General features: G+C 25.7%; 21 protein-coding genes and 1 tRNA gene. 1 reads left to right on the forward strand and 21 read right to left on the reverse strand.

Annotation, left to right across the window (positions count from 1 at the left end; genetic code table 11):
- Nucleotides 1-78 precede the first annotated feature (78 nt).
- The 14 genes from ACYQ44_RS08690 to recJ all read right to left on the reverse strand — a co-directional run bounded on the left by ACYQ44_RS08690 (nucleotide 79) and on the right by recJ (nucleotide 15,848).
- Nucleotides 79-1,236: an MFS transporter gene (locus ACYQ44_RS08690; RefSeq protein ID WP_459996602.1), complete on the reverse strand. Its 1,158-nt coding sequence runs from the start codon at nucleotides 1,234-1,236 to the stop codon at nucleotides 79-81.
- Between the two features lie 9 nt (nucleotides 1,237-1,245).
- Entirely contained in the window at nucleotides 1,246-3,318 is a 2,073-nt protein-coding gene (locus ACYQ44_RS08695; protein ID WP_459996603.1) for a hypothetical protein, read from the reverse strand.
- 628 nt (nucleotides 3,319-3,946) lie between these two features.
- The gene (locus tag ACYQ44_RS08700; protein ID WP_459996604.1) at nucleotides 3,947-5,029 is read right to left on the reverse strand and encodes a hypothetical protein; all 1,083 of its coding nucleotides are present in this window, start codon (nucleotides 5,027-5,029) and stop codon (nucleotides 3,947-3,949) included.
- A 23-nt stretch (nucleotides 5,030-5,052) separates the two neighbouring features.
- The gene (locus ACYQ44_RS08705) at nucleotides 5,053-6,822 is read right to left on the reverse strand and encodes a tetratricopeptide repeat protein (protein WP_459996605.1); all 1,770 of its coding nucleotides are present in this window, start codon (nucleotides 6,820-6,822) and stop codon (nucleotides 5,053-5,055) included.
- Complete coding sequence (locus tag ACYQ44_RS08710) at nucleotides 6,822-7,085, reverse strand: EscU/YscU/HrcU family type III secretion system export apparatus switch protein (protein WP_459996606.1); 264 nt, start codon at nucleotides 7,083-7,085, stop codon at nucleotides 6,822-6,824. The genes ACYQ44_RS08705 and ACYQ44_RS08710 overlap by 1 nt, the downstream gene beginning before the upstream one ends.
- Entirely contained in the window at nucleotides 7,078-7,863 is a 786-nt protein-coding gene (locus ACYQ44_RS08715) for a hypothetical protein (RefSeq protein WP_459996607.1), read from the reverse strand. Before ACYQ44_RS08715 ends, ACYQ44_RS08710 begins: the two co-directional genes overlap by 8 nt.
- Nucleotides 7,864-8,238: 375 nt before the next feature.
- Nucleotides 8,239-9,063 (reverse strand): ribosome biogenesis GTPase YlqF, encoded by an 825-nt coding sequence (gene ylqF / locus ACYQ44_RS08720; RefSeq protein WP_459996608.1) that lies wholly within the window; start codon nucleotides 9,061-9,063, stop codon nucleotides 8,239-8,241.
- 142 nt (nucleotides 9,064-9,205) lie between these two features.
- Nucleotides 9,206-9,280, reverse strand: a tRNA-Arg gene (locus tag ACYQ44_RS08725).
- Between the two features lie 188 nt (nucleotides 9,281-9,468).
- Nucleotides 9,469-9,615: a hypothetical protein gene (locus ACYQ44_RS08730; RefSeq protein ID WP_459996609.1), complete on the reverse strand. Its 147-nt coding sequence runs from the start codon at nucleotides 9,613-9,615 to the stop codon at nucleotides 9,469-9,471.
- 246 nt (nucleotides 9,616-9,861) lie between these two features.
- On the reverse strand, nucleotides 9,862-10,659 hold the full coding sequence (gene rsmA / locus ACYQ44_RS08735) for a 16S rRNA (adenine(1518)-N(6)/adenine(1519)-N(6))-dimethyltransferase RsmA (protein ID WP_459996610.1): 798 nt from the start codon (nucleotides 10,657-10,659) through the stop codon (nucleotides 9,862-9,864).
- Nucleotides 10,660-10,820: 161 nt separating this feature from the next.
- Nucleotides 10,821-11,801: an AI-2E family transporter gene (locus ACYQ44_RS08740; protein ID WP_459996611.1), complete on the reverse strand. Its 981-nt coding sequence runs from the start codon at nucleotides 11,799-11,801 to the stop codon at nucleotides 10,821-10,823.
- Between the two features lie 20 nt (nucleotides 11,802-11,821).
- Nucleotides 11,822-12,478, reverse strand: coding sequence for a Holliday junction resolvase RuvX (gene ruvX / locus ACYQ44_RS08745; protein WP_459996612.1), 657 nt, complete (start codon nucleotides 12,476-12,478; stop codon nucleotides 11,822-11,824).
- Nucleotides 12,475-12,720 carry a hypothetical protein gene (locus ACYQ44_RS08750; protein WP_459996613.1) on the reverse strand — a complete coding sequence of 82 codons (246 nt, stop codon included), beginning with the start codon at nucleotides 12,718-12,720 and terminating at the stop codon, nucleotides 12,475-12,477. The genes ruvX and ACYQ44_RS08750 overlap by 4 nt, the downstream gene beginning before the upstream one ends.
- A complete protein-coding gene (recJ, locus tag ACYQ44_RS08755; RefSeq protein ID WP_459996614.1) occupies nucleotides 12,720-15,848 on the reverse strand; it encodes a single-stranded-DNA-specific exonuclease RecJ in 3,129 nt (1,042 codons plus the stop codon). Before recJ ends, ACYQ44_RS08750 begins: the two co-directional genes overlap by 1 nt.
- Before the next feature lie 200 nt (nucleotides 15,849-16,048).
- Here recJ and ACYQ44_RS08760 point away from each other — a divergent pair, with 200 nt between their 5' ends.
- Nucleotides 16,049-17,260 (forward strand): hypothetical protein, encoded by a 1,212-nt coding sequence (locus ACYQ44_RS08760; RefSeq protein WP_459996615.1) that lies wholly within the window; start codon nucleotides 16,049-16,051, stop codon nucleotides 17,258-17,260.
- Nucleotides 17,261-17,299: 39 nt separating this feature from the next.
- Here ACYQ44_RS08760 and ACYQ44_RS08765 read toward each other — a convergent pair whose 3' ends face one another.
- From ACYQ44_RS08765 to ACYQ44_RS08795, 7 genes are all read right to left on the reverse strand, one after another.
- Nucleotides 17,300-18,145, reverse strand: coding sequence for a carbohydrate ABC transporter permease (locus ACYQ44_RS08765; protein ID WP_459996616.1), 846 nt, complete (start codon nucleotides 18,143-18,145; stop codon nucleotides 17,300-17,302).
- Nucleotides 18,146-18,155: 10 nt separating this feature from the next.
- Nucleotides 18,156-19,031, reverse strand: coding sequence for a carbohydrate ABC transporter permease (locus ACYQ44_RS08770; RefSeq protein WP_459996617.1), 876 nt, complete (start codon nucleotides 19,029-19,031; stop codon nucleotides 18,156-18,158).
- 56 nt (nucleotides 19,032-19,087) lie between these two features.
- Nucleotides 19,088-20,401: an ABC transporter substrate-binding protein gene (locus ACYQ44_RS08775; RefSeq protein ID WP_459996618.1), complete on the reverse strand. Its 1,314-nt coding sequence runs from the start codon at nucleotides 20,399-20,401 to the stop codon at nucleotides 19,088-19,090.
- A gap of 81 nt (nucleotides 20,402-20,482) precedes the next feature.
- Nucleotides 20,483-22,495 carry an HD domain-containing phosphohydrolase gene (locus tag ACYQ44_RS08780; RefSeq protein WP_459996619.1) on the reverse strand — a complete coding sequence of 671 codons (2,013 nt, stop codon included), beginning with the start codon at nucleotides 22,493-22,495 and terminating at the stop codon, nucleotides 20,483-20,485.
- Between the two features lie 35 nt (nucleotides 22,496-22,530).
- Entirely contained in the window at nucleotides 22,531-23,853 is a 1,323-nt protein-coding gene (locus tag ACYQ44_RS08785; protein ID WP_459996620.1) for an NYN domain-containing protein, read from the reverse strand.
- Nucleotides 23,854-23,878: 25 nt separating this feature from the next.
- Nucleotides 23,879-25,462, reverse strand: coding sequence for an NAD(P)/FAD-dependent oxidoreductase (locus ACYQ44_RS08790; RefSeq protein ID WP_459996621.1), 1,584 nt, complete (start codon nucleotides 25,460-25,462; stop codon nucleotides 23,879-23,881).
- Nucleotides 25,446-26,828, reverse strand: a complete 1,383-nt coding sequence (locus tag ACYQ44_RS08795; RefSeq protein WP_459996622.1) for a sensor domain-containing diguanylate cyclase — start codon at nucleotides 26,826-26,828, stop codon at nucleotides 25,446-25,448. The genes ACYQ44_RS08790 and ACYQ44_RS08795 overlap by 17 nt, the downstream gene beginning before the upstream one ends.
- Nucleotides 26,829-26,874: the final 46 nt, after the last annotated feature.

Consider the following 26,874-nt stretch of genomic DNA (forward strand, 5'->3'; position numbering starts at 1 on the left):
TGTATTGTTTCGCTCAAAATTACATCCATGTAATTTTGACGGCTTACATTCATAATTTTAAGGGCAATTTTCGAGTCTTCATTTCATTTTAGACTTTTTAGACAACCTATTAATATTGGGATTTTTTAATCTTAAATTAGATAGTAAAGATATTATAAACAAGAAGATTACAGGAAACATGTAGCTAATAAAGATATTTTTATCAGCAACAATTCCCATTGTAGTAGTAATGAACATTGAACCTACACCAGTACCTGCAAAAATTATACCAGAAATAAGACCAACTTCTCTGTGTGATAAAGATGAATTTAGGAATTTTTGTGTAGCAGGGAAAATGGGGCCTAATAAAAAGCCATATAAAACATATAAATATGGAATTTTAAATAAAATTATTATAAATAATATAATGGAGGAAAATAAGGGAATATATAATGATGTTCTTTCCTTTAAATATTTGTATAAAGTGTCAGTTATTATTCTTCCAAAAGTAAAAAAGAACCAGAAACTACTTATAAATAAAGCAGAACCTTCTTTTGAGTACCCAAAATAATCTCTAAATAAATTAGCAGACCATGTAATGCTCCCTATTTCAGATCCAGCATATATTGTTAGCATTAAAATTGTTATTAGCACTAATCTTTTTTTTATTAATGAAATACTTTCAATAATAGAAAATGCTTCATATTTAATATTTTCTATTAAATTTTTTGAAATAATTATTGTGATTAAGATTATAAATAATACTAAATAAATACCAAAAAGATATTTATATGATATGGTGTATTTTAAGAATATGGATACTAAAAATGGTCCAACAATACCGCCTAATCCAAAGAATGCATGGAATAAACCATAATTTTGTAAATTTTCATCCAAGTGATCATACATTGAAACAGTAACTGAAAATATTTGACCTAATCCTCCACCAACAAAAAACATTGCTATTACTAATCCTATATAATTACTTGAAAACAAAAATACAATAATACTTAATAATAAAGAGTAAAATGCATAAAATAAACTATTTTTAAGGCCTATTTTTGAAATTAAAAAACCAGACAAAGTAGCAAAAATAATATTACCAATAGTATTCATAAATGGTAATAAAGATGATTGAGAAATGGATATATTAAAATTATCTTGAAATGTTGTCATTAAAGGTGATATAGAATTTATGTATAAAGAACTTATAAATACTATTAAGAATATTAGTCTTCTAATCTTTCTTTTATCCATATAATTCACCTATTCTGCGTTTTTAAAGTTATTTTGTATATAATTTTCATTTGTTTGAATGATAATTATATCTCTGGAATTTGGATTCGGATATTCTGAAACACCAAATAATAAAAATTTGTCATTCTCAATAATTAAATCAGTAAATACTGTATCTTGATTTTCAATTTCAAAAAGTTTTGACCATATTAGTTGACCATTAAAATCAATTTTTGCAATTAAACCTTTTCTATATAAAGAATTTTTTTCTCTATACCATCCTACAGCATATATGTAATTATTATTTTTAATCCCTTTTATTAAATTCACATTATTTGAAAAAGGTATAATTTTTTCAAAAATCTTAAAACCATTTCCATCAAATTTTGTTATAAATGGCTGTAAAGTATCTCTAAAAGATGTTCCTAAAATTAGGTATTCGTTTTTTGAAAGCATAATTAAATCAGATGCAAAGTCATCTTTAGATGTTCCACTAGTTAAATCCCATAATTTTTCTCCTAATTCATTTGTTTTTATAATATAATAGTCATAACCACCTTCGCCAAATGAGTTTGTACTTCCTAATAATAAAAATGAATATCTATCAACTCTTTTTATACTTTTTGCGAATTCAAGATCGTATCCTCCAAATTCTCTTGACCATATTCTATATCCTTTGGGACTATATTTTGAGAATAATATATTGCTACCCATGTTATCTGTTCCAATTGTTCCAACTATATAAATATATTCTTCTGAATTATCAAAATATACATCATTAATAGAATCTCTTTTTGAACTACCTGTAACAATATCCCAATTTATTTTTCCATCTTTTGATAACGAATACAACATAAAGTCTCCTCTTAAATCTTTTTCAGCAGAGAATCCACCTATTATTATAGTTCCATCATCTGTTATGTCAAGAGATGTTCCGTATTTATCTTGAGAATTTCCAAAATTCCAGGCTTTTAAATTTGAAAAATCAGTTGAAATCCTTCCATATAAAAGCTTTAATCGATCATTTTCTGGAGTTAGTGTATATCCAGTAAAATAAATAATATCATCTTTTAGAGCAGCTTTTAAAATCATTTGATCTTTTATTAACTTAATTCTTTTTAAAACATAATCTAAATTTGAAGTGGAAAAGGAATACCACTCACTTTCTTTAGTTTGCTCATTATCATAAGCAATAATTTTCCATATATATTTAGTGTTAGCCTCTAATGGCAATAATATTTTATTATTTTTTATATTTGTGATTTTTTTACTTTTAATTAAACCATTGCTTATTTCTTTTAATTCAATATCATAAGTTACTGTAGTACTTTCATATTCTGGAAGTATCCATTCTAAGGATATATTATAATCTTGAATAATTTCATTAGGTTTTGGATTTATAACAACCGGAGTCGGTAATGTTGATGTTATTTTTGTATCATTTGATAATTCTATAGAAGTTTGATTTAGTATAATCTCATTATTAATGAGTTCTTTTACCTTTAAATTATTGTTATAAATTTCAGCAATTTTTTTATATTTTCCATCATATAAAGAAAATACTAATGTATTATAATCTGTGATTTCTACATTAGATATTATATTATCATTTTGAAATTCATGTTTCCACAATATATTTCCGTCAAAATCAATGGAATATATTTTTTTACCTATTAAAATTAAATTGTCTTTAGATATTAGTATATTTGAAAAATAGAAATTTGTTTCAATTGTTTTTCTATCCTTTGTTTGAATATCATAGATAATAATTTTTTGATCTTTAATAATATAAACAATATTATTATTTAAAATGGCATTTTTTATATCACTATCTAGTTTAATCATTTGATTAGAATAAGATAGTAAATAGAGAGAATTTGAAATATTTAATAAAATATATTGATTGTTTAAATCAATAATATTTGCTGAAATTTTGAAATCTCTTAAAGTTTTTCCAGAATATTCAAGTATTAAAATTCTTTTTTCTAAATCGATAATAAAAGCATTTTTAAAAGGGAAAATATTTTCTATTTTTTCATTAAGATTTAGGTTTAAAATTTTATTTGAATTGTTATATATGTCTAAATTATTATCGGAGTACAAAAAAATATAATTATTTACTACTTTTATATAATTGTATTCTTGTGTGATTTTTATATTTTTTTCGTATTTTCCATTAATATTATATACTGCAATTTCGTTCTTTTTTAGTAAGTAAATATAGTTAGAGGTTATAGAAAAATCTATAAAACTTTCTGAAATTTTATAGATTAAATCCTTTGTATTATTATAAGCTTCAATTGTATTTTTATATATATTAAAAATCGTATTATTTTGATATATGATTTTTTCACTATTTTCAACATAAGAAACCCATATTAATTCTCCATTTCTAAAATCCCTAGTTTTAAATGACCATATAGGGCTTTCATAAGTTTGATTTTTATCCTTTGCTACTATTTTCCAGTAGTAAGTTGTTGACGGTTTTAATATTTTTATAGGGTATATATTGCTTGGAATATTTGAATTGAATAAAGGGGGAGTTTCTGACTCCCCTAAATAAATATCATAAATTAATTTTTTATCGCTATCAATCTGCCATTTTAATATTAAACTTGTTGGAGAAATATTTTCTTGATTGTTTTGAGGGTATATATTTATAAATTTTATCTGAGTGAATGCAGTTATATAAATTAATAAAAAGAATAAGATATTTATCTTTTTGATGATATCACCACGCTTTTATAATTTTTAATGATTTATTTGGCGAATTAGTATCGTAAGTTACTATAAAACCTCTTGAGACGAAATTACCAGCTCTATCTTGAGCTTTTATTACAATTGTTGCACCATTAGTAGGTAATTCTATTCTATCATTTTTTAGATAAACATCTTTTACATAAGAATAAGATTTAAAAGCGTCTATAGTTAATTTTGCTGATTCTAGAGAGTCTATATAAATATCACTTTCAGCGGTTTTATCGATATCATTAACATACAGCTTAATATCTTTAATTTCAACATCATCGGTTATTTCTGTAATTAATGTTAAATTTGTAGATGCAGAAGAATATTTGTTGGGTTCTAAAATTGAAATATTAGGGGCTAAACCACCAATTTTTATTGTTTTTTCAAAAACAGAGGTATTTGAAGCTCTGTCGGTTACAGAAATATATAAATCTAGATAATCACCAATATTGAAATCATAAGATTTAAATTCACTTGTAATCAGAGTTGCATCTGTATCATGAGTTCCATTTTTTATTGACATATCAGTTGGATATAAATATAATAAATTATTATTATGAGATATATTTAATGTATAATCTGCAATATCTTCGTATCCTTCAATATCAATGTCTTTTATATAAGCTTGAATGTTAAAGGTTCCTTCAACAGTGTCATAAATATTTTCATCTGGAAGTAGTTTTATTATAGGCTTTCTTCCTACTTTTAAAGTCTTCTTTAATGAAGAAGTATTGCCAACGTTATCTTCTGCTAATATAAGGATAGACAAAGTTTCCCCATCTGGCGTATTTCCTATTTCATATGGACTTAAAGAACTTACCTCTATTTCGTTTTCAGCAACCCTGTCAAATTTTAAAGAGCTAATATCTTTATTATTAATAGATATTTCCCATTTTTTTAAATAAACATCATCGGAAATTTTGAATTTTAAATTAAAATCTTTATCTATCAATGTTTGTGTTGGTTCAATAAGTTCAATAACAGGTTTTTTATTTTCTTTTAATGTGCAGCTTACAAAAGAAATTATAATAAGAAGAAAGACTAAAAAATATAAAGTTTTTTTCATATGAAATCCTCCCCTGGAATTTATTATTTAAGTATTTTTATTATTTCATCCAGTTGTGAAGCCCAGAGTAAAAGTTTTTTAACTTTTATATCTTCAAAATCAGCATTTTTTATTTCTTCTATAGTGGGCTGTATATGCATATAAGATAATAATAATATTATTATATCTTTCATATTATCAAGTGAATATTCTAATAATGCGTCAAAATCAATGAGGTTTAATTCATAATCTGAAATGTACCGTGCCAGTTCAAAGTTCAAATCTTTCATTTCCTCAATAATATCATTAACAAATACATCTAAGGTACTAAAATTACCAAAAACTCTATCCTGATAAAATCTTAATAAAAATCGTGAGATTAATATACCCTTTCCATCTTTCCATAAGAATCTTGATAATAATGTAGATACTCTTTCGGATAATCCATAATCAATTCCACTTAATAAATAGGCGTTTAATAGTAATTCAATACCGTCAATATCTTCATTAACTTTATCTTTTATAAGAGACATTATCTCAATATTATTTTTCTTTAAATTTCTATATAATCCTAATTTATCAATGTCGCCATATTCATCAAATGATTGAATTAATGATTCTGTATAAACATTGTCTGCAATGTTTTCTAAATAATCAAGATAAGAATCAATGTTATCTATGATTAAAGGAATATTTCCGTATATTCCATAATTATTTAGTTCTATGGCAATTTTTTTTGCAGCTTCAATATTATCATTTGATAATAATGAAAATAGATAAAATGTTTTTGCAGGAATTTCAAAATCTGAATTTTTTAAAAGATTAAAGTATTTCTCCGTTTCATGTAAATCACCTATAATAGCAGATAATTTTACCAATAAAAGTAAAATGAGCTTCTTATTTTCTTCTTTAGATAATTTAAAAGCCTTTTTTGCCGTTTCAAAAGCTTTTAAATATTCTCCAATATTTCTATAGGAAATTGCTAATTCATGAAGTATAAAGTCTTCTTCAAAAACTTCGGCAGCTTTTTCCAATTTTTTTGTTGCTTCTAAATGTTTTCCAAGTTTAGCATAAGTATATGCAATGTTATATAACAATTCATAATTTTCAGGATCTTTTGCTAAACCTTTTTCTTGTATTCTCATTGCATCATCAAATCTTTGCAATTGATTGAATAATACTCCAAGTCTTACATATGCTGCAGAAAAATTAGGATCTTTTTTTAATGCGTTATTAAGTTCTTCAATAGCTTCAGAAAATAATCCGTTTTCAATGTAAATATCAGCAATTTTTAAATGTGGAATAACAAAATCAGGATTTAATTCTAATGCGTTTTTATAAGATTCTAGCGCTTCTTCATATATTTTTCTTTCAAACATTAAATTACCTAATTCAAAATGGCCAAGATAAAAGTTAGGGTTTTTTACAATTGCTTCTTTTAATTCTAATTCGGCTAATTCATCTTGCCCACTTTTTTTAAGTAAAAGAGCTCTATAAAAGTGAAATCTATAGTCTTCGCCGCCTAATTTTTGTGCATTATTTAAAAATAAGTTTGCATTTTCAAAATCATTTTCATTCAAAGCCTTTTTAAAGGCTTCATAATAAAAATATACAAGATAACTTTTATAATAATCATCTTTTGATATTTTATATTGAGCTTCTAGACCTCTTAATATTATGTCTAATGGTAATTTGTTTTTATCTGTAATATTTTTCATATCTTCAACTAAAATAGGCATTTTAACAGGTAAATTATACAACTTAGCATATTCTGGTTTTAAATCTAAATATATAATGGCATATTTTAATCCCATCATTCTTCCTCCTTTTTGTTGTTTAACTTCATAACATAAGCTATTATTTTAGCAATAATAAAGTACATATCTTCAGGTATTTCTGAAGGTATATCCAAACTATATAATTCATTTACTAATTTTGTTTGATGCATAATTGGAATATTATTTTTTTCAGCTATTTCAATGATTTTTTCAGCAATTTTTCCAATACCTTTAGCAATAACAGTTGGGACTTCATCTTTCATTTCTTCATATTTAATTGCAACTACTTTTTTATCCATATAATCCCTTCTTATTTATTTCAAGATCATCATTTAATGCATTTATTTGTAATCCTTCAATTTTTAATCCATTATTTTGAATATCTTGAATTAAATCATTTATATTGTTTTTGAAAATATCATTATTTTTTTCAATAAAAAAGTTTAAAGAAATTGAATTATCTTTTTTATAAATTATGGAATTAATAAGACCAAAGTTATTTGAAATAAATGAAAAAGCAATTCGTTTAATCTTTTTTTTATTTGAACTCTGAATGTCTATTTCATCGCTTACATTAAGAAAAACTGGCATTCCAAATAATTGAAAGAATATAAAATTTGGTTCATTAAATATATTTAATTGAGAAAATGTTTTATAAGCATTTAAAGCTTTATGCAATATTTTAGGAGATTCATGATATATGTATTTTTTTTGTTGATGATTTTGAATTTCTTTATTTTTTATAGTTTGATTGTTTTTTTCTTTTTTTTCATTAACTATAGTTGTATTTATATTTTCAGTTTTTGGTGTTTTTTGTTCAATATTTTCTTTTTGCTCAATATTTTTTACAATAGAGTTTGAATTATTTATTTTATTAGAAATTTGATTTTTTATAATTCTATTTAGAAATTTTGCACTTGTTTTTGGGTCTGGGATTTTTAAACTTTTATTTTTAATAATATTTTTTGCAACTTCTCCTATAAAGTTTTTAATGAAATTTATTATACTCTTTTTATTCTTTATTTCGACTTGTGAAGTTTCGTATTTAAAGTGGTTAGTAAATTTTCCTAACCACATAATAAAATTTTGTATTTGAGGGTTTTTAATATTTCCGTTTAATATTATTTTAATAGGGTTATTTAATAAATTGAGTTTAATAATATTTTTTTCTAAATTATTTTCAATTTTTAAAAATTCTTTGGCTTGGGTAAAATTAACATTTTCAGTTTTTTCATCAATAATATTTATGTAATCACCGGGTTTTAGATTTTGGGGTAATGTATTTTTGGGGTTTTCAATTATAATTCTTTTATTTTTATCTATTTTTAATTGGATTACATCATCATCAATTGCCTCAATTAAGGCAAGTAATGTTTTAACATTTTTTGTTTTTATAATATCTTTTAAGACACCAATATTGAATAAATTTATTCCGTTTAAGATATTTATCCCTCACTTTAATATTTCATAATCTTCTGGGTAGTCATATACAACTTTACCATATTTTCCATCGGCTAACTCTTTTAAGAATGTACTCATTGCTCTTTCAATGTCATAATTATTTCCTGAACTTATGAAATTTCTTCTTTTTGCAAAAAATGTTAAAAATTCAGTATAATCTTCAGGTATATTATCAGATTTTAAAGCATTCATTATTATCTTCGGATATTTTTCTTTAAAAAAGTTAAATGCATACTCAATAGCAAATTCTTTTTCATCCTCTTCTGGTTTTAATGATCCTATTAAAATTAATTTATACAAAATTTTCTTATTATATATTTCGCTATATAAAATACCAGGTGTATCAAGTAGCATGAATTGATCGTTTACACTTATCCATTGAAGTCCTCTAGTTACACCAGGTGTATTTCCAACTCTCAAAGCTTTTTTTCCTTTAATGCTGTTTATTAATGTGGATTTTCCAACATTAGGAATTCCAGCAACCATTACCCTCAATTCGCTAAACTTTTTTGGGAACGATTTATAAACTACCTTTGTTAAAAAACTTCTTACACTTATATTTTTGAGAGAGGTTTTTAAAATTTTATAACCTTTATTTTTATAGTATTTTTCCCAAAATTTTAAATTTTTTTCATCTGCAATATCTACTTTATTAAAAAGTATGATTCTATCTTTTGTTTTGAACAAATCTTCATATTCATATGCTCTACTTGCATAGGGAGCACGTGCATCAACTAATTCAAGAACTCCTTGCACTGTTTTCAAATAAGTTTTTATTTTACTTTTTGCTTTTTTTATATGACCAGGATACCACATTATTTTCACCTCTTAAAGAATAAAATTTAAATTTTCCAGATTTTTAAGTTGCTCTATTTTTATCAGAACAATATTTTTTGGATTTATTTTCTTAGTATAATTTTTAAATAACAAAAAATCCGGGAACTTCCCGGATTATTACTGGTGCCCCCAGGAGGAATCGAACCTCCATTTGCGGATTAGGAATCCGCCGTTCTATCCGTTGAACTATGAGGGCGAGATTGGAAATTTTTAGGACTATAACTATTTTAACAAAAAAAATGAGTAAAATCAATAAAGAAAATATAAAGATAAAATTAAAAAGAAGAAGCATAAAAACAAATTGCACATAACCTGGCCTTAATATTAATTTATTCCACAAAAATTAAAAAAACATATTATTTTACACAGTTTATATTATACTACCTAATTTTTTCCATTAGAGAAACTTCTTAAATTTGTCATAATCAATTTAGAATTATTCATTTCATGAATAATATTTTTTTCAAAATTTTTTATTTTTTTATTACTAACTAAATTTATAGTCTTAATAAAAATAATGCTATTCCACAAGCGCCATACCCCAAACCATAGCCAGTATTTCATCAACGAATAGACTCTTCCAAAAGATATTTCCTTTTTATCATAAAAAACTCTTGATTTTAGAAATTTGTAAAATTCAAATGCTTTAAATAAATATTTTTCTTTATATCCTTTTGCTTCACCTCCAAAAAAAAAGTCCAGGTCACTCTGGTTTTATTATACTAAAGTTCCCTGGACTTTGTCGACAGTCTGAAAGGGGCTTTAAGTACCCCTTTTTTAATAATGTTCAATATAATGAAAAATTTCTATAAATTTCTCTATAGATATATTTTCAGGTCTTGTTTTTGGATCAATATTACAAGCTTTTAATACATCTTCTGTTTTTTCGCCCAGTATTTGTTTTAAATTATTTTTTATAGTTTTTCTTCTTTGGGAAAATGCTATGTGTATAAATTTAAAAAATTTTAATTTATCAATATCTGGAATATTTTCTTTTGGAGTTAATTTAATTACAACAGAATCTACATTTGGATTAGGTATAAATGCATGAGGAGGTACTATTATTAATTTTTCCACAGAGCAGAAAAATTGTACGAATATGCTTAAAGGGCTATAGTTTTTTCCAGATTTCGCTAACATTCTTTCTCCATATTCTTTTTGTACCATTAATGTTGCTAATTGAAAGTCGGGAGTTTCTAAAAATATTTTTTCAAGTATTGGCGATGTAATATAGTAAGGTATGTTTGCAACATATTTTGGTTTAACAAATTTTGACAAATCAGCTTTCAAAAAATCTATGAATTGTATTTTTATGTTTTTGTAATTTTTAAACCTTTCTGATAATAATGGTTTCAATCTTTCATCTATCTCAAAAGCATAAACTTTAGCACCTGTATTTGCAATTTCTTCTGTTAAAGTTCCCGCACCAGGGCCTATTTCAATAACTGTGTCCTTATTTGAAATATTAGACTTTTTAACAATTTTTTTTGCAAATTCTTGAGTAGATAAAAAATTTTGACCAAGACTTTTTTTTAAAAAAATATTGTATTTTTTTAACCAATCTCCTGTTTTCATAAGACGCTCCCTTCAGTTGACAAAATAAAAAAAATGGTGTATAATTTCAAAAAAGTTAGTTAATTGGATTTATTCTCTGTTAATTATTTATATTTACTTAAAATAAAACATTTTTAGTAATTCCCCCTGTTTAACCTTTGCAGCCCATATGGGCTGTTTTTTTATATTTTCTTAAGATATTCTATTAGAAACATATTCCATATATTTCTAATAATAATTAGTAGAGGAATAGTAATCAAAACACCTACAACACCATATAATTGTCCAAATATAAGTAATGAAACTAATACCAAAAACCAATTTAAATGAACTTTCCCTCCAGATATTTTTGGAGATAAAATCCACATTTCAAGTTGATTTGCAGTTAGAATAATTATTAATGCCTTTAAAATTCCCCATAGACCGAAATTAGTGAATCCTAATAGAATAACAGGTATAGACGTAATAAATGCACCTAAATATGGTATAAAGTCAGTTATTCCGGCAAGAATACCTAAAAATAATGGATATGGAAAACCTAAAATTAAGGCAGTAATCCATGTGATAACACCAACAAAAAAAGCTGTTATAATCTGTCCAGAAACAAATAATCTCAAGTCTTTTATTGTATTAATAAAAAATTTTTTTGTTATTTTAAGTTCAGAATTTGGAAAAAATTTATCTAGTGAGTTCCACAGGTGCTTACTTATAATAGCCATGTATGCAGATGCAACAATTAATAGTAATCCAACTGTTATAAAATTAGATATATTAGAAGCTAAGTAGCTTGCAATTTGAATTATTAAGTTTTTAAGATAATTTCCAGCAGTATCTAAAAAGGTATTTATAACTTCACCGGTTTTTCCTGGAATAGCGTTAAAATTAAAATCTTTCACAACATCAAAAGCTTTTTTCCCTTCCTCTATTGTAATAGGTATTAAACTATACAATGCATAAACTATAGCACCATAGAAAATTAAAGAAGCTAAAGGGACAGTGATTTTTCTTGAAATTTTTAATTTTTCTAAATATGAAGCAATGACATCTATTAATATTGTGAAAAATAAAGCAACTACTAAACTTCCAAGTATTGTAGGAAAAATTTTTAACATAATTAAAAAGGCTATTAAATAAGACACAATAAACCAAAATGATTTAGACATAATATCACCACACATTATAATTAAATTTTAATAAGTTTATTATGTTTTATAGACATTTCTTCTTTTGATATAATAATATCATATTCTGTTTTTAAATCTTCCAATAAAGTGGTAGATTTTTTATTTCTTTTAAAATACCACCAAAATATATAAGGATCTGTTGTCAGGATGTCTGATTTATTATATATATTGCTATTTTTTATGATTAGGTTATTTATTAAAATGGAATTTGAATCAATGTTATCGATTTTATAAACATTTTTGTATTCTAATTTTAAAGCAATTGAGGGATTGGATAGAAAGCGTTGTAAAATCAAAAGAGCACTGTTTTGATCTTTTGCTTTTTTTGCTTTTTTTGCATTTAGAAAGTTTTTTGTTAAAGAATAACTTTGTTGCGTAGTTAATCGTTCATCGATTAAAAAGATGTCTGTGTTAAATGTATTTTTTATTTGAATACTGAAGTTAATAGTTTCAAATGTTTGAGTTGAATATCTTCCAGACATCGAAATAGGGAGACCAATTATAAAAAGATCTCCCGTTTTATAGATTTCATTTTTTAATACATTTAATAATTTGTTGGTGTTAACTGTTCCTCGTATTGTTGGAATCTTTAAGATATCATCACTAGTAGCAATACCTGTTTTACTTAGTCCATAATCAAGTCCAATATACTTCAAAAGTGTAACATCTCCTCAATTATGTCTTTTTTTGTTTTTTTCATTTCATATTTTATTTCCATATCTTTTAATATTTTTTCAACTACATCTTCATCATCTTCAGAAATAGCAATGATAGGGAATCCACCCAACGGGAAAAATTTTGAAAAGACTTTGTTTTTTCTTAATTTATCTAATACCTTTACAAGATACTTTTGTTCAACTTTAATATAAGTATTCAAATCCTTAGTTGTTTTTTTCATTATCTAACCTCCGCAATTTGATTGTTTAACAACGAAATTAAACTTCGTGATTTAAAATTCAAGAAAAATTTAATAGAATTTTTTAAAATCCATTTATCTAAAATACTTTCTTTTGCTTTTACGTTTTTGTGTATTAAATCCAATCTAAAATCTTCAATGGTTTTTAATCCTCCAGAAGTGTTTAATATAATTCCGGCATTAATTAATTCATCTATAATAGTTTTTATAAATTCTGTATCGTTGTTAAAATATTTTTGAGAAATATTTTGTATATTTATGTTTTGATTATTTTTAATTATTTCATACACTTTTTTCATTATTTCAGGTGATGGATATATTCTCGAAAAATCGTACATGAATTTAGTTGAAAAATCTGTATTATATGCCATTACAAAAATGATGTTATCTTTTTTATTATGAGGCCATGAAGAAATTAAATCTAATAGTTCTAAACGAGTTTTAGGAACATCATAAAGCATTATTATGGAATTTCTATCTTTTTGTTCAAGAGCTAATCCATCATTTGAAAATTCAGAAATAAGTATTCTAGAAGGCCCCTTTTTGTTTAATTCTCTTATATTGATTTTTTCAAAGAATGTATGCATGTGAGAATAATATATAATATAATCTTCTGAATATTCATACGTTGATGATATATATGGTTTTAAATTAATATATGAAGACACATTATTTACTATAATATTCAAATTTTTTGAATTGTATAAATAATCTTTTATTAAATTTAATTTATTTGAATTAATTTCTTTAGCAACTTCGAAAGATGGAACATTTGTATTAACATTTGCGACCCTATATCCGCTTAATTTTAGAAATTCTTTTATACTTTCATCATAAAAAGTTCCTAAAATGCTGATTTCATAGGTTTTCGATCTAATTATTTTCCTAAACTGAATATATTCTGGAATATTTGCAATGGTTGGATGCGAAAAGGAATATATAGGTTCATCGATTAATAAATTTTTTGAAAAATCATTTAACCTTTGTATATTTTGAATATATGCAGGTACAGTTAGTAGTATAACTTTTTTGCTTTTTAAGATGGTGTTTTCTATTTTTGATTTTTTATTGTAATATATACTATCAGATGAAATATATTGATTGATAATTTTATATGTATAATCTAGTAGTAAATGAGATGCACCAATAATTAATAGATTTTTACCTTTTGATATTGTGTTTTTAATCTTTTCAATTAATAAAGTGTTTTTAATTTTTAAAGGAGCAAATATTGCATTTTTATTTTGTTCAATCATATCTAATAAAATTTTATATTTGTAGTTTGCCAAATGATGAACATTATCTTTTGCATGTAGAGAGATCAATAAATTTCCAGAATTTCCCTTTTCTGTTAAGGAATCTCCAATAAATTCTATATCTTTAATATAAAATTTTAAAACCTTTTGATTGTTGTAATATGTTCTTTCAATTCTAAAATTACCAACTATATTACATTTTAAATTTCCAGTGATTCCTTCTTTTTTATTAGATAAAACTCCATAACCAACTGTTTCAAAAATCATACCTTTTTCTGTTTTGGCAAGAGCAGCAAGATTTTCTTCTTCAGCGCCAAAAATTTTTATTTTTTCAAGTGAAACATTTCTTATTAAAAAGGTTGGTTCAGGATTTTGATATCCAAACGGTTCTAGTAATGAAATATCATCAAAGAATGTACTCCATAAACTTTCTATTTCCATATCTATTTCTATTTCTGCTTCTGGTTCTTTATTTCCATATATATTTTCATATATTTTGTTAATTTCTTCTCTTAAATACTCTATCTTTTCAGAGTCAATGGTGAATCCAGCTGCTAGTTCGTGGCCTCCATATTCTTTAAAAAATCGATCATTTTTTTGAGTTAAACTTTTCATTAATTCAATCAAACTAATACCTTGAGGACTTCTAGCTGAACCTTTTCCTGTGTTATCTTCAGAAGTAGTAGAAACAAGTAATACGGGTTTATTAAATTTATTTGAAAGTTTGGAAGCTACAATACCTAAAACACCTAAATGCCAATCTTTTCCACTTAAAACAATAACTTTCTTGTTATGATAATCAGGATTTATGTCCATTAAACTTAAGGCGGATTTATAAATTCTTCTTTCATGTTTTTGACGTTCAGTATTTAGATCAAGTAATTGTTTTACCTTTTTCTCTAAATTTTTATTTTCCTCAGTCATTAAAAGTTCAAAAGCTTTCATGGCATCAGCCATTCTTCCTGCAGCATTTATTTTGGGAGCTATTTTATAAGCAACTACATAAGATTTAACTTCTTCGGGAATAACACCTATTTCCTGCATTAAATATTTTAATGCAGGATTTGGATCGTTTCTTAATTTTTCCAGCCCTTTTTTTACAAAGAATCTATTTTCTGATTTTAATGGAACAATATCAGCTATAGTTCCTAATGCTACTAAATCAATTAAGGAAAAAGGATCAAAGGAAGAAATATTTAAGCTTTTATGAATAGCCAGTAAGACTTTAAAAGCAACACCAACACCAGATAATCCTTTGAAGGGATAATTATCATCTTTTCTTTTTGGATTGATAATTGCATCAGCATTGGGTAATAACTCTTGTGTTTCATGATGGTCTGTAATTATAATTCTCATATTTTTATCTTTTGCATGATTAACTTCTTTTAAAGATGTTGTCCCGCAGTCAACCGTTATTATATTTTTATACCCTTTTTCATATAACTCATCAATAGCTTCTATATTTAAACTATAACCCTCATCAATTCTATTAGGTATATATGCTTCAATATCCCACCCTAGAGCTTTAAAACCTTGATATAATACAGCAGCGGCTGTTACTCCATCTGCATCATAATCACCATATACAACAAGTTTTTCTTTTCTCTTTTTAATATCTAATAACAATTCTACCGCTTTATCCATGTCTTTTAAAAGAAATGGATCAATTATAGCGGATTCATCTGGATATAAGAATTCATCAATATCTTCTTTTGTTGTAATACCTCGTGCTATAAGAAGTTTTATTAAAAATTCGGATAATCCCGTTTCAGAAGATAATTTTCTTGCTAATTTTAATCTTTCTGTAAATAGAGAATTATCCGAGTCCCAAAAGACCCTCCAATTCTTTTTCAAAATATTCTCTCCTCTCTATTTATTTTTTTATTTTGTTATAATTATACAAAATTTTTGCTATAAATAATATTAGGAATATATTCCATTAATTTTAATTTAACGTTAATTCATTTTTCTTCCCTTTAATACTTAATTAGAGAATGTAACAATATTAAAAATTTTATGGTATAATTTATATTATAGAAATTGGGGGTGAAAAAGTGGGCATTAAAAAAGCATTTTTAATATTATTCATCTTAATATCATTAGTCTTATATGCTGAAGATAATAGAAAAACGTTATTAATTTATTCGAAAGGATATTCTTATCTTTCATCTAAAGTAGAGCATAAATTAAAAGAAAGGTTGGTAGAACTAGGAAAATATAGATTAATAGAAAGAGATTTGAATGTTTTAGGTGAAGTGGAAAGAATATTAAGTGGTGTTGCTAATAAGGAAGATTTTGATAATAAACAATTAGCAGCTGATTATATAGTATATGTAGAAGTAATTGATGCTGATTCAAGAAGAAAGAGTGATGATGAAGGGAATGTTTGGTTTGAATATGAAATTGAAGGAGCATATAGGTTGATAGATGTTGAGACCAGCCAAATTCTTGAAATAAAAAGTATTAATGCGTATGGTTCGGCTAATGTAACTAAATTTATTTCAGAAGATGAGGCTAGAAATATGGCAAAAGACCAAGCCTTAGATTATTTGGTAAGCTCTTTGGTATATAGAATGAATAAATTATTTTTAATAAATGCTAATATTATAAATATTGAAGGTAAGATGGTTTTAATTGATGCAGGAAGAAATGTTGGTATATATAAAGGAATGATGTTTTCATTTGCAAAAATATATAAAGTTAATAATGATGTATATAGAAAAAAAGATGGTAAATTAATAGCAAGAGAAGTTTCTGATCAATCAGCAATTTTAGAAATATTAGTCAAACCTAAGTTTGAATTAGGTGATGATGTAAAGATTATTGAGAATCCGGATTTATCACCAATAAGGGGGCATATTAAATTATCAGGAGGATATATTTTCAATAATAATTATTTACTTAGAATAGATTTTGCAGGCGATAATTATAAAGGCTTTGAATTTGGAACATATATGGATTTTGTTTTTATGAATAGTACACCTATATTATCTACAGGACTTTCTTTAAACTACTCAAATCAAATTGGGAATTTAATACCTCAACTGGGGGTTGATTTATATATATCTTCTTCTTTTAATTATGATTCAGAATATGCTACTAATATTGCTTTAGGGATAAGTCCAAATCTAGGTATTGAATTATTGTTAACAGACAATTTTGCTTTTACTATTAATGGAGGATATAAGTTAGAAACGGGAATTGAAGGAAATTACAATGAAATAAATTCTCCTTTTGTAAGATTTGGAATAGACATATTGTTTTAAGTTATTAATAAAAAATGCTGCAATTGTTTGCAGCATTTTTTATCCTTTTAAGCCAGAACTTACAAGACTTTTAACAAATAAATTCTGTATTGCAAAGAAAATTATTAATGTTGGAATAAGAGCGATCATTGTACCAGCCATTATAGTTCCCCAATTATTTGAAGCTTCAGCGTCGATCAGCATTTTAACCCCAATTTGAACAGTTTTCATTTTATCATCCATTGTAACGATTAATGGCCACAAATAAAGGTTCCATGCATAAACAAAGTTTATTAAAGCTGCTCCACCTAGCATGGATTTTGAAAGAGGTAATAATATCTTCCAGAAATATTGCATTGAAGTTGCACCATCAATTTTTGCAGCATCACTTAATTCTTTTGGTATAGTTAAAAAATGTTGTCGCATTAAAAAAGCATTTGTGGCACTAGCTGTAAAAGGAATAATAAGTGCAAAATATGTATTTATCCATCCAAATTGTTTCATAATCAAGAATAAAGGTAAAATCATAACTGTTTCTGCTGGTAAAAATAATGTTATAAAAAGAATCATAAAGGATAAGTTTTTGCCTCTAAATTGAAAATTAGCAAAAGCATATCCGGCTAATGTTCCTGTAACTAATTTTCCAAACGTAATAAAAAAAGCAACTATTGCAGAATTTAAAAGCATTCTTCCTAAATCTACAAGTTGTAATGCTTCTTTATAATTTTCCCAATGAAATGTACTAGGCAATAATTTTGGTGGGAAGGTATATACTTCGGTTGGTTTCATAAAACTCATACTTAAAGCTAATAATACTGGTGCCATAACTATTAATGAAATAATAATTAAAGTTATTTCAGATAAAATTAAATTTGTCTTTCTTTTTTTTGAAATACTTGAAGCCATCAAAATCACCTCACTGATAATGGACGGATTTTTCAACGTTGTGGAAGTATATAAAGGTTATAACTCCCATAATTGCAAACATTACAATAGATTGTGCTGCTGCGGAGCCGTTATTTTGGAATGCAAATGCATCTAGATATAATTTATAAATCATAGTAGTGGTTGTTCCTAATGGACCACCTTTTGTCATTATATCTATAATACCAAAAGAGGCGAACATAGTAGTTGTGAAATTCATTATAAATAAATAAAATGTAATAGGTGATAATAGTGGAAATTTTATTTTCCACATTCTTTGCCATATATTAGCACCATCTATCATTGAAGATTCCAGTAATGAATCTGGAATCGATTGTAGTCCAGCTATATAAAAAATTAAATCAAAAGGAAGCATTTTCCATATTGTTGCCAACATGACAGCAATAAAAGCATAAGGTGTTGTGGTAAGCCAATCCGTATTTATACCAAATAATTCCATAAATAAATAGTTTAAATAACCTACGGTTGGAGTTAACAAAAATGACCATAATGTACCTGCTATTGCAGGAGAAATAGCATAAGGTGTGAAAATGAATAATCTAAATAATCTAGTGCCTGGAATGTTTTGAACTAATAATTGAGATATTAAAAAAGCTATAAAAATCGTTAAAAATACAGATAAAAATGAATATAAAAAAGATGTTAAAATAACTCTATAATATTCGGAATCAGTAAAGAGGTCTTTGAAATTATCAAGACCCACAAAAATGCTTCTATTCCCAAAGAATGATTCTTGATAAAAACTTAATTTAAACGAATAAATAGCAGGCCAATAAATGAATATAAATATTATAATGAATGTTGGAATAAGTAAAATGTAAGGTGTTAACTTACTTTTCCACGACATATATCATTCCTCCTCTAAAAAAAGGGCGGAATACTCCGCCCGATTTAATTTTAAAATTATTTAAATACTCTATTGTATCTTTCTAATGCTTTTGTTACAGTCTTAGCGGCGTCGTCAAGAGCTCTTTCTACGGTTTTTTTGCCATTTATGACATTTTCATATTCTGTTTCAATAACTTCTCTTGTTTCTGGGAATACACCCATTACAGCACCGTTTGTATTTACAGTTTGTTTGGATAATAATAATTCCATAATTGCTGTTAAGTAATTTGGATGTTCAGAATAGAAACTTTCAGATAATAATTTTTCTATAGCATCTTTTCTTACAGGGAAATAACCGGTTTCGAGATGCCATCTTATTTGTTGTGCTGGTTCAGTCATCCATTTTACGAATTCCCATGCAGCGTCTATTTCTTCTTTAGGGTGATTCTTAAGAATCCACAATGATCCGCCACCAATTACAGAGCCACCTTGAACACTTAAATCAGGTTTTGGTAAAAATGCTGTTCCAACTTCAAAACCATTTTCTTTTGCGGTATCAACAAAGAATTTAACATCAGATGTTGAATATAATACCATACCAGCCTTTTGTGAGATAAATATTTGTCTTGCACCAGACCAATCTTCTCTCTTAGTGTTTAATAATAAACCTTCGTCTGTCATTTTTTTGAATAAATTGAATATATTTTGGCCAGCTTTGCTGTTAAATACAGCTTCAGTAGGTCTTACACCAGCTCTTCCATTACCGTTATTAACTAATGGAGCGTTCTGAACAGCCATTAATTGTTCAAAGAACCATGAATGTGTTGGCCATGTTAAACCATATCTAACAACATTACCATTTTCATCTTTCTTTTGCAATTTTCTAGCATATTCTATTAATTCATCATATGTTCTTGGTGGTTTATTTGGATCTAATCCAACTTCTTTGAACATTGTTTTGTTGTAGAATAATATAGCTGTTGATGAATTAAATGGCATTGAGTACATTTTTCCATCTACTGTGTAATAGTTTGTTACTTGCTCTAAAAATGCACCTTTATCAATTGATGGATCTTCTTCAATCAAATCACCTATTGGAACAGCAATACCTCCGTCAATCATTGCTTGAGTACCAATATCGTATATTTGTACAACATGAGGAGCATTTCCAGCTTTTACAGCAGCAACCGTTTTGTTAAATGTGTCTCTGTAAGATCCAGTGTACTGTACATTGATCTTAATATCTGGATGTGTCTTCATGAAATCTTCAGCCATACTTTGCAATAACTCAATTCTCCACCCACTCATAGCATGCCAGAATTCAATAGTTACTTGAGCAAACATAGAAATACTTAAAACTACAACTAATAAAACGAGTAACTTTTTCATATAATTCCCCCCTTAAAAAAATAGTTAATAATTTTAGAATGTATTAATATTATACTACTTTTTTAAACAAAATGCAACAAATTAATCTTCATTATCAAAAATTATTTTAAATTCTAAATGGTGTTTTTGAAATATATCTAAAATTTTTGGATTAAAATGTTCTGGTTTAGTTCTTCCATCGCCTTTAAGTATAATATCAAATGTAATTTCATGAGAGAAGCCTTTTTTATATGGTCTATCGCTTCTTAAAGCATCGTATACATCTGCAAATGCAACAATTTGTGCTTCTATAGGTATTTTATCACCTTTTAAACCATAAGGATAACCAGATCCATCATATTTTTCATGATGATATAAGGAGATATTTTTAGCAATTTTAAAATATTTTTCCGATAATATTCGGGCTCCATATATTGTGTGTTTTTTTATTTCTTCCCATTCTTCATCACTTAAAGAACCTTTTTTTAGCAATATAGATTTATCTACCAAAATTTTTCCTAAATCATGTAGTGGGGAATATGTATAAATATCATCTATGAATTTTTGATCTAAATTTAATTTTTCGGCAATTAATTTTGAGTATTTTGCAACTCTGTATATGTGTTTTCCAGTATAGTTATCATATTCTTCAGCGATAAATGCAAGCTTATTTGCCAAGTTAATGTATGATTTTTTAATATCTTCATAACTAAATTTTTCTAGCCAAAATGCCTTTGCAAGATTACCAAATATTTCTAATAATTCTTTTGATTCTTCCGAAAAAGATTTATCACTATTAATATCAATATCTAAACAAAAATTAATCCAGTTGTTTTCATTTAATTCAATTTCATAAATAATAGTTTGTTTAATAGGTTTAGAAGCTTTTTTTAATAGAGTATAACTTTCTTCATCCATTTCTATTTTTTCATTTTCAATAATATTATAGTTAATCATACGAATATTTTCAGTTGAAGGAATATGTCCAGCTGCATATTTAACTTTTTTTAATAAATCAAAATTATGTCCATAGGTAGTTAAAAAAGTCCATTCATTTGTTTTTGAGTTGATATGTATTATACTGCCGTAATCGGCTTCTGGAATTAAGTTTATAGCAGTTCTTAAGAGATCATCATAGAATATTTTTAAGGGATTGGATATTTTTAGTTTCGATATCATTTGCATTAATTGAATTAATTTGAAATTTAAATTTTCTATTTCATTATAATTATCTTCTAACTCTTCATTAATAGAGCTTAATTCATTTATATAAGAATCTAATTCTTGGTTTTTTCTCTTTAGTTTTTTTGTAATTTTTTTTAAAAGCAAATAAAAAATTAGAGAACTAAAAAACAGGGTAAAAATAATTATAATAGATAAATTCAAAGCATTTCTAACCCATGTTGGAACGAAAATCTTTTCTTTAAATATATATTTTTCTAAAAGAGAAAAGTATATGGAATTTTCATCTTTTTTCCATTTGTTTAAGTAATAATCAATACTACTTATAATTTTTTCTTCAGTATTTTTTGAGAATCCATAATAAACTTCTATAGGCAAAAAGACTATAGGACTCTTATAAAGATTATATGTTTCGTTTGAGTATAGTCTATTTACAACTCCAGCATCACAAATCTTATCTTTTACAGCTTTTAAAACTTCATCATAAGAATTGAATTCATGAAATTCTATATTTAAATTCATTTTTTTTGACAAATTTTTTATACCATTTTCATGAGTATAGTATATATCATTTTTTAAAACGGCAATCTTTTTATTTTTTAAATCCAATAAAGAATCTATATTACTATTATTAGAATATATTATTCCCCAATTGGTAAAAAAAGGTTCTCTAGGATATTTTATAAAACGTTCTCTATCATTATTTTTACCTAGAGCAATTATAATATCAATTTTATTATATTTTATTTTTTCTAGCAAATCACCAAAAGTATCATATTGAAATTTTAAATTTAATTTTTCTCTTTTTGATATTTCTTTTAACAGATCAACGGCTAAACCTTTGTATTTACCATTTTCATTATATACTAAAGGTTTATTATCGTACACGCCAACTATTAAAGTTTTTGCTATAATTGAGGTGGAAAAAATCACCAAAAAAAGGAAATATAATTTTTTCAAAATTCCACCTACTTATTTAAATTTTTATAATACTTATAATATGGTTTTACATAAAACACTTCTTGTATATTCATCAAGTGGTTTATTACATCATATAACCTTTTGGTATTTTCAGTATTATATATATATTTAGCTACAATTGGAATGTTTTTTTCATGAATATCTTCGTCTTTTAAAATGCTTTTTATATAAAAAGCCTCAACAGCTATTTTAAATTCATTAAAATCTGCATTTAAATGAACAGGAGTCTTCATACTAACGTAATCACTTCCATCTTTTCCTATAAACTTCCCTGAAAATTTTAACGCAATACCAAATGAACCAACTACTTTATTTGTAAGATTTAGATCTTTTTTAGCTGCATGTATAGCTTCGATAATTGAATTAACTTTTTTTTCTTTAAATAAATTAAATACGTAATTAATAAATTTATCCCTAAATTCTGGATAAGGAAGTATTTTTTCATGTTTAATTTCCCATCTTCTCGGTATAGGAACCAGTATATATCCTTTAGAATTTTTCCATAATCGTTTTTCTTCAATCATTTTTATAATTAATTCTTTAAGTGAATATTTAGAATTTTTAGTTATCCATGGATTTTTTTCTTGTGCTTTTGAAATCAATTGTTCTAATTTTAAAGGAATAACGCTTGTTGCTAAAAGTCTTTCAATATATCTCATATAATTTTCTTCATATTCGCTATATTCACCGTTTTTTGAATAAAACTCGTTTCTAATTTCTTTTATTAAATGATTTATAAAATCGCTGTATGATAAAAAGCCAAAATCTCTATAATCAATCTTCATTCCTGTAACAATTCTTTTAATAATGTTTTCGTTAACATCATCATATTGATGTTCTTCTATAATTCTAATTATTTCATCAACTATATCTTCTATAGTATCTTTGTCTTCGATTTTTTCTGATTTTACGATATCTTCATATGGTATAAATACATCAGCAGATAATTCCATTTCTTTAGAAGTGTTTTTACTTCTACTAACTACTATAACCTCTTTTCCATATATTCTCAACTTTTTTACTAATGGAACAAAATCCGCATCACCAGTAACTAAAACAAATGCATTTATATGAGGCAATGAGAACATTGTTTCAATTGCATCAATTGCTAGCTTTATATCATTTCCTTTTTTGTTTTCAAAACCATCTTCTGGCATTTCTATTAATTCAATACCATGCCTTGAAAACGAAAACATTGTTGCGGGATATTTTGACCAATGAGCATAGGCCTTTCCACCAACAATTTTACCTAACTCTTTAATCTTTTCTATTATTAATTCTGGATCGACAGGTTGATTCTGATAATCCATAAAAATAAAAATGCTTTTAATACTTTCACCATCCTTTTTTATATTTGCTAATAATACTTTCCGCTACTCTTATTCCGTCAACAGCGGAAGATGTGATTCCGCCAGCATATCCAGCGCCTTCTCCAATTGGGAAAAGACCCTGAGTATTTACACTTTCATAATTTTCATTTCTTTCAATTCTAATAGGTGATGAACTACGTGTTTCAACACCTGTAAGTAAAGCATCAAAGTTAGAAAAACCTTTCATTTTTTTCCCCATTGCTATTATACCTTCTTTTAAAGATGAAGAAATATATTCAGGGAAAATTTTATTTAGATCATAAAATACTGTACCAGGCAAATAGGTTGGTTTTACTTGTCCGAATTTTTTTGACTGTTTATTTTTTAAAAAATCACCAAATAATTGAACAGGGGCATAATAGTTTTTTGATATTTCAAATGCTTTTCTTTCGTATATTCTTTGGAATTCTACTCCTGCTAAAGGATGATAAGAGGGAAAATCTTCTGGAGAGATACTTACTAAAATAGCGCTATTTGAATTAATATTATCTCTTGCAAATTCACTCATGCCATTTGTAACAAGCATATTCTTTTCAGAAGCCGAAGCAACAACATATCCTCCGGGACACATACAAAAAGTATATACAGCACGTCCATTTTTTGATCTATGAGAAAGTTTATAATCAGCTGCTTTTAATTTTGGATGGTTATAGAATTTGCCATATTGAATCTTATCAATAGTTTCCTTTAAATGTTCTATTCGTACTCCTATTGAAAAGGGTTTTTGAGAAATTTTAATGCCGTTTTTATGTAATACCTTAAATGTATCTCTTGCGCTATGACCAATAGCTAATATTACTATTTCAGAGGATATTTTTTCTGAATTATTGACAATTACTCCTTTAATTTTATTATTTTCAATAATAAAATCAGTGACTTTTGAATTGAAATAAACTTTACCACCTAATTTTTCTATTTTTTTTCTGATATTTTTTACGGCTATTTCAAGCTTATCGGTTCCAATATGAGGTTTATTATTATATAATATTTCCTCTGGAGCACCAGCTTTTACAAACTCTAAAAGCATTTTACGTATTCTATTATGTTTGTCTTTTATTAAAGTATTTAATTTTCCATCAGAAAAAGTTCCAGCTCCTCCTTCGCCAAATTGGACGTTACTTTCTTCATTTAATATACCGTTTTTCCAGAAATTATTTACGTCCCTTTTTCTTTCATCAACAGATTTTCCTCTTTCTAAAATTATAGGTTCAAAACCAGCTTCTGCTAATATTAAACCAGCAAACAATCCAGCTGGACCAGTTCCAACAATTATAGGTTTTGATTTTAAAGGAGTTGAACCATGAAAGGGGAGAGTATATATTTTTTCGGGAGCACGTAAAGCGATATTCGATAAATCATAATCAACATCAAAATCAATAGAATAAACGAAATAAATCATTTCATGTTTTTTTCTTGCATCAATAGAACGTTTAACAATTTCTATATTTTTTATATCAGATATAGGTATATTTAATTTTTTTGATATTTGTAATTTTATTTCGCTGATACTATGATCGATAGGTAAGGATAAATTATTTATTCTCCACATCATTTTCTCCTTTATAGAACTCTAATAGTATATTATTATTTTTAGCTATATACATTGCCTTATCGGCTAAATTAATTAATTCATCAAGATTTTCACTGTCTTCTGGGAAAAAACTAACACCAGAATTAAATTCTATGTGGAAAATAACATTTTTGTATTTAAATGGGGTTTTCAATTTTTCATTTATTCTATTTATTATATTTATTATCTCTTTTTTGTCAATATCATGAAATAATACAACAAACTCATCCCCACCCATTCGTGCAGGGAAATCGCTATTTCTAATAGTCATTTTTAAAGCTTCAGCAAATTCAAATAAAAAGTGGTCTCCTGCATCATGACCATAATTATCATTTATTGATTTAAACTTTTTTAAATCAAAGTAAGCTATTGCTAATCTTTGATTACGCCTTTTGGCATAATTAATCATTCTTTCACCATACTCCATAAAAAATGCACGATTTGGAAGAGTTGTTAATTGATCATGTAAAGCCATAAATTTTAATTTTTTTTCTAATAAATTTCTTTTAATAACTTGAGATAATTCACTTGAAATAATCTCTCCTAATTGAATATCATTTTTGTCAAAGGCATTTTCAGACTTAAATGAGTCTAAATTAATAGACCCTTTTATTTTATTATCAATAATTATTGGAATTACTAATGTGGATTTTATTTTATCGATTTTTCCATATTGTTTCATATTTTCAACATCTTCATTTGTTCTATATTTACTTTCAATTTTTTTTCTAATTAATACTTTTTTTTGAGGAAATAGTAGTTCCTTAGTTAATTTAACATTTTTAATTTTTTCAAGATCAAAATTTTTAGCAGCAACAAAATGAAATAATCCATCATTTTCTTTCATTAAAATACTTCCCGCATCCGCTCCATCGATAATTTCAATAGCTTTTGTTAAGAAGAAGTTATATAATTCATCGTTGCTAATAGAAAAGGATTTAATTATTAGTTTATGTATTTCTTGAATTTTCTTGTTTAAATTTCCATATTTTATTTTTTCTGTAATATCATATCCAAAACATACGAAAACTTTTTCATTTTCAATTTCATCATAATAAATTGAGCTAAATAAATCAAGGAATACTTCCTCATTATTAGCAGAGATAAATTTTAAAGTAGATCTTTTTTTAAAAGTGTTATTAGTATCATTAAAGAAGGTTTTAAAATTTAACAATCTACTTTTTAATTCACTTTTGGGTATAAAATTGTCGAAAACATTTACATTTATTATTTTTTCTTTTGGAAGTCCTATTAAATTACTTCCAAAATTATTTATATCTTTTATTATTCCATTTTTATCTAATTTAATGTATAAAAAATCAAAATCATTGAAGTCGATATTCATTTTATTACCCCTTGTTTTATGATATCATATTATTATATCCTATTAA

It is taken from the genome of Marinitoga arctica (genome assembly GCF_054657315.1).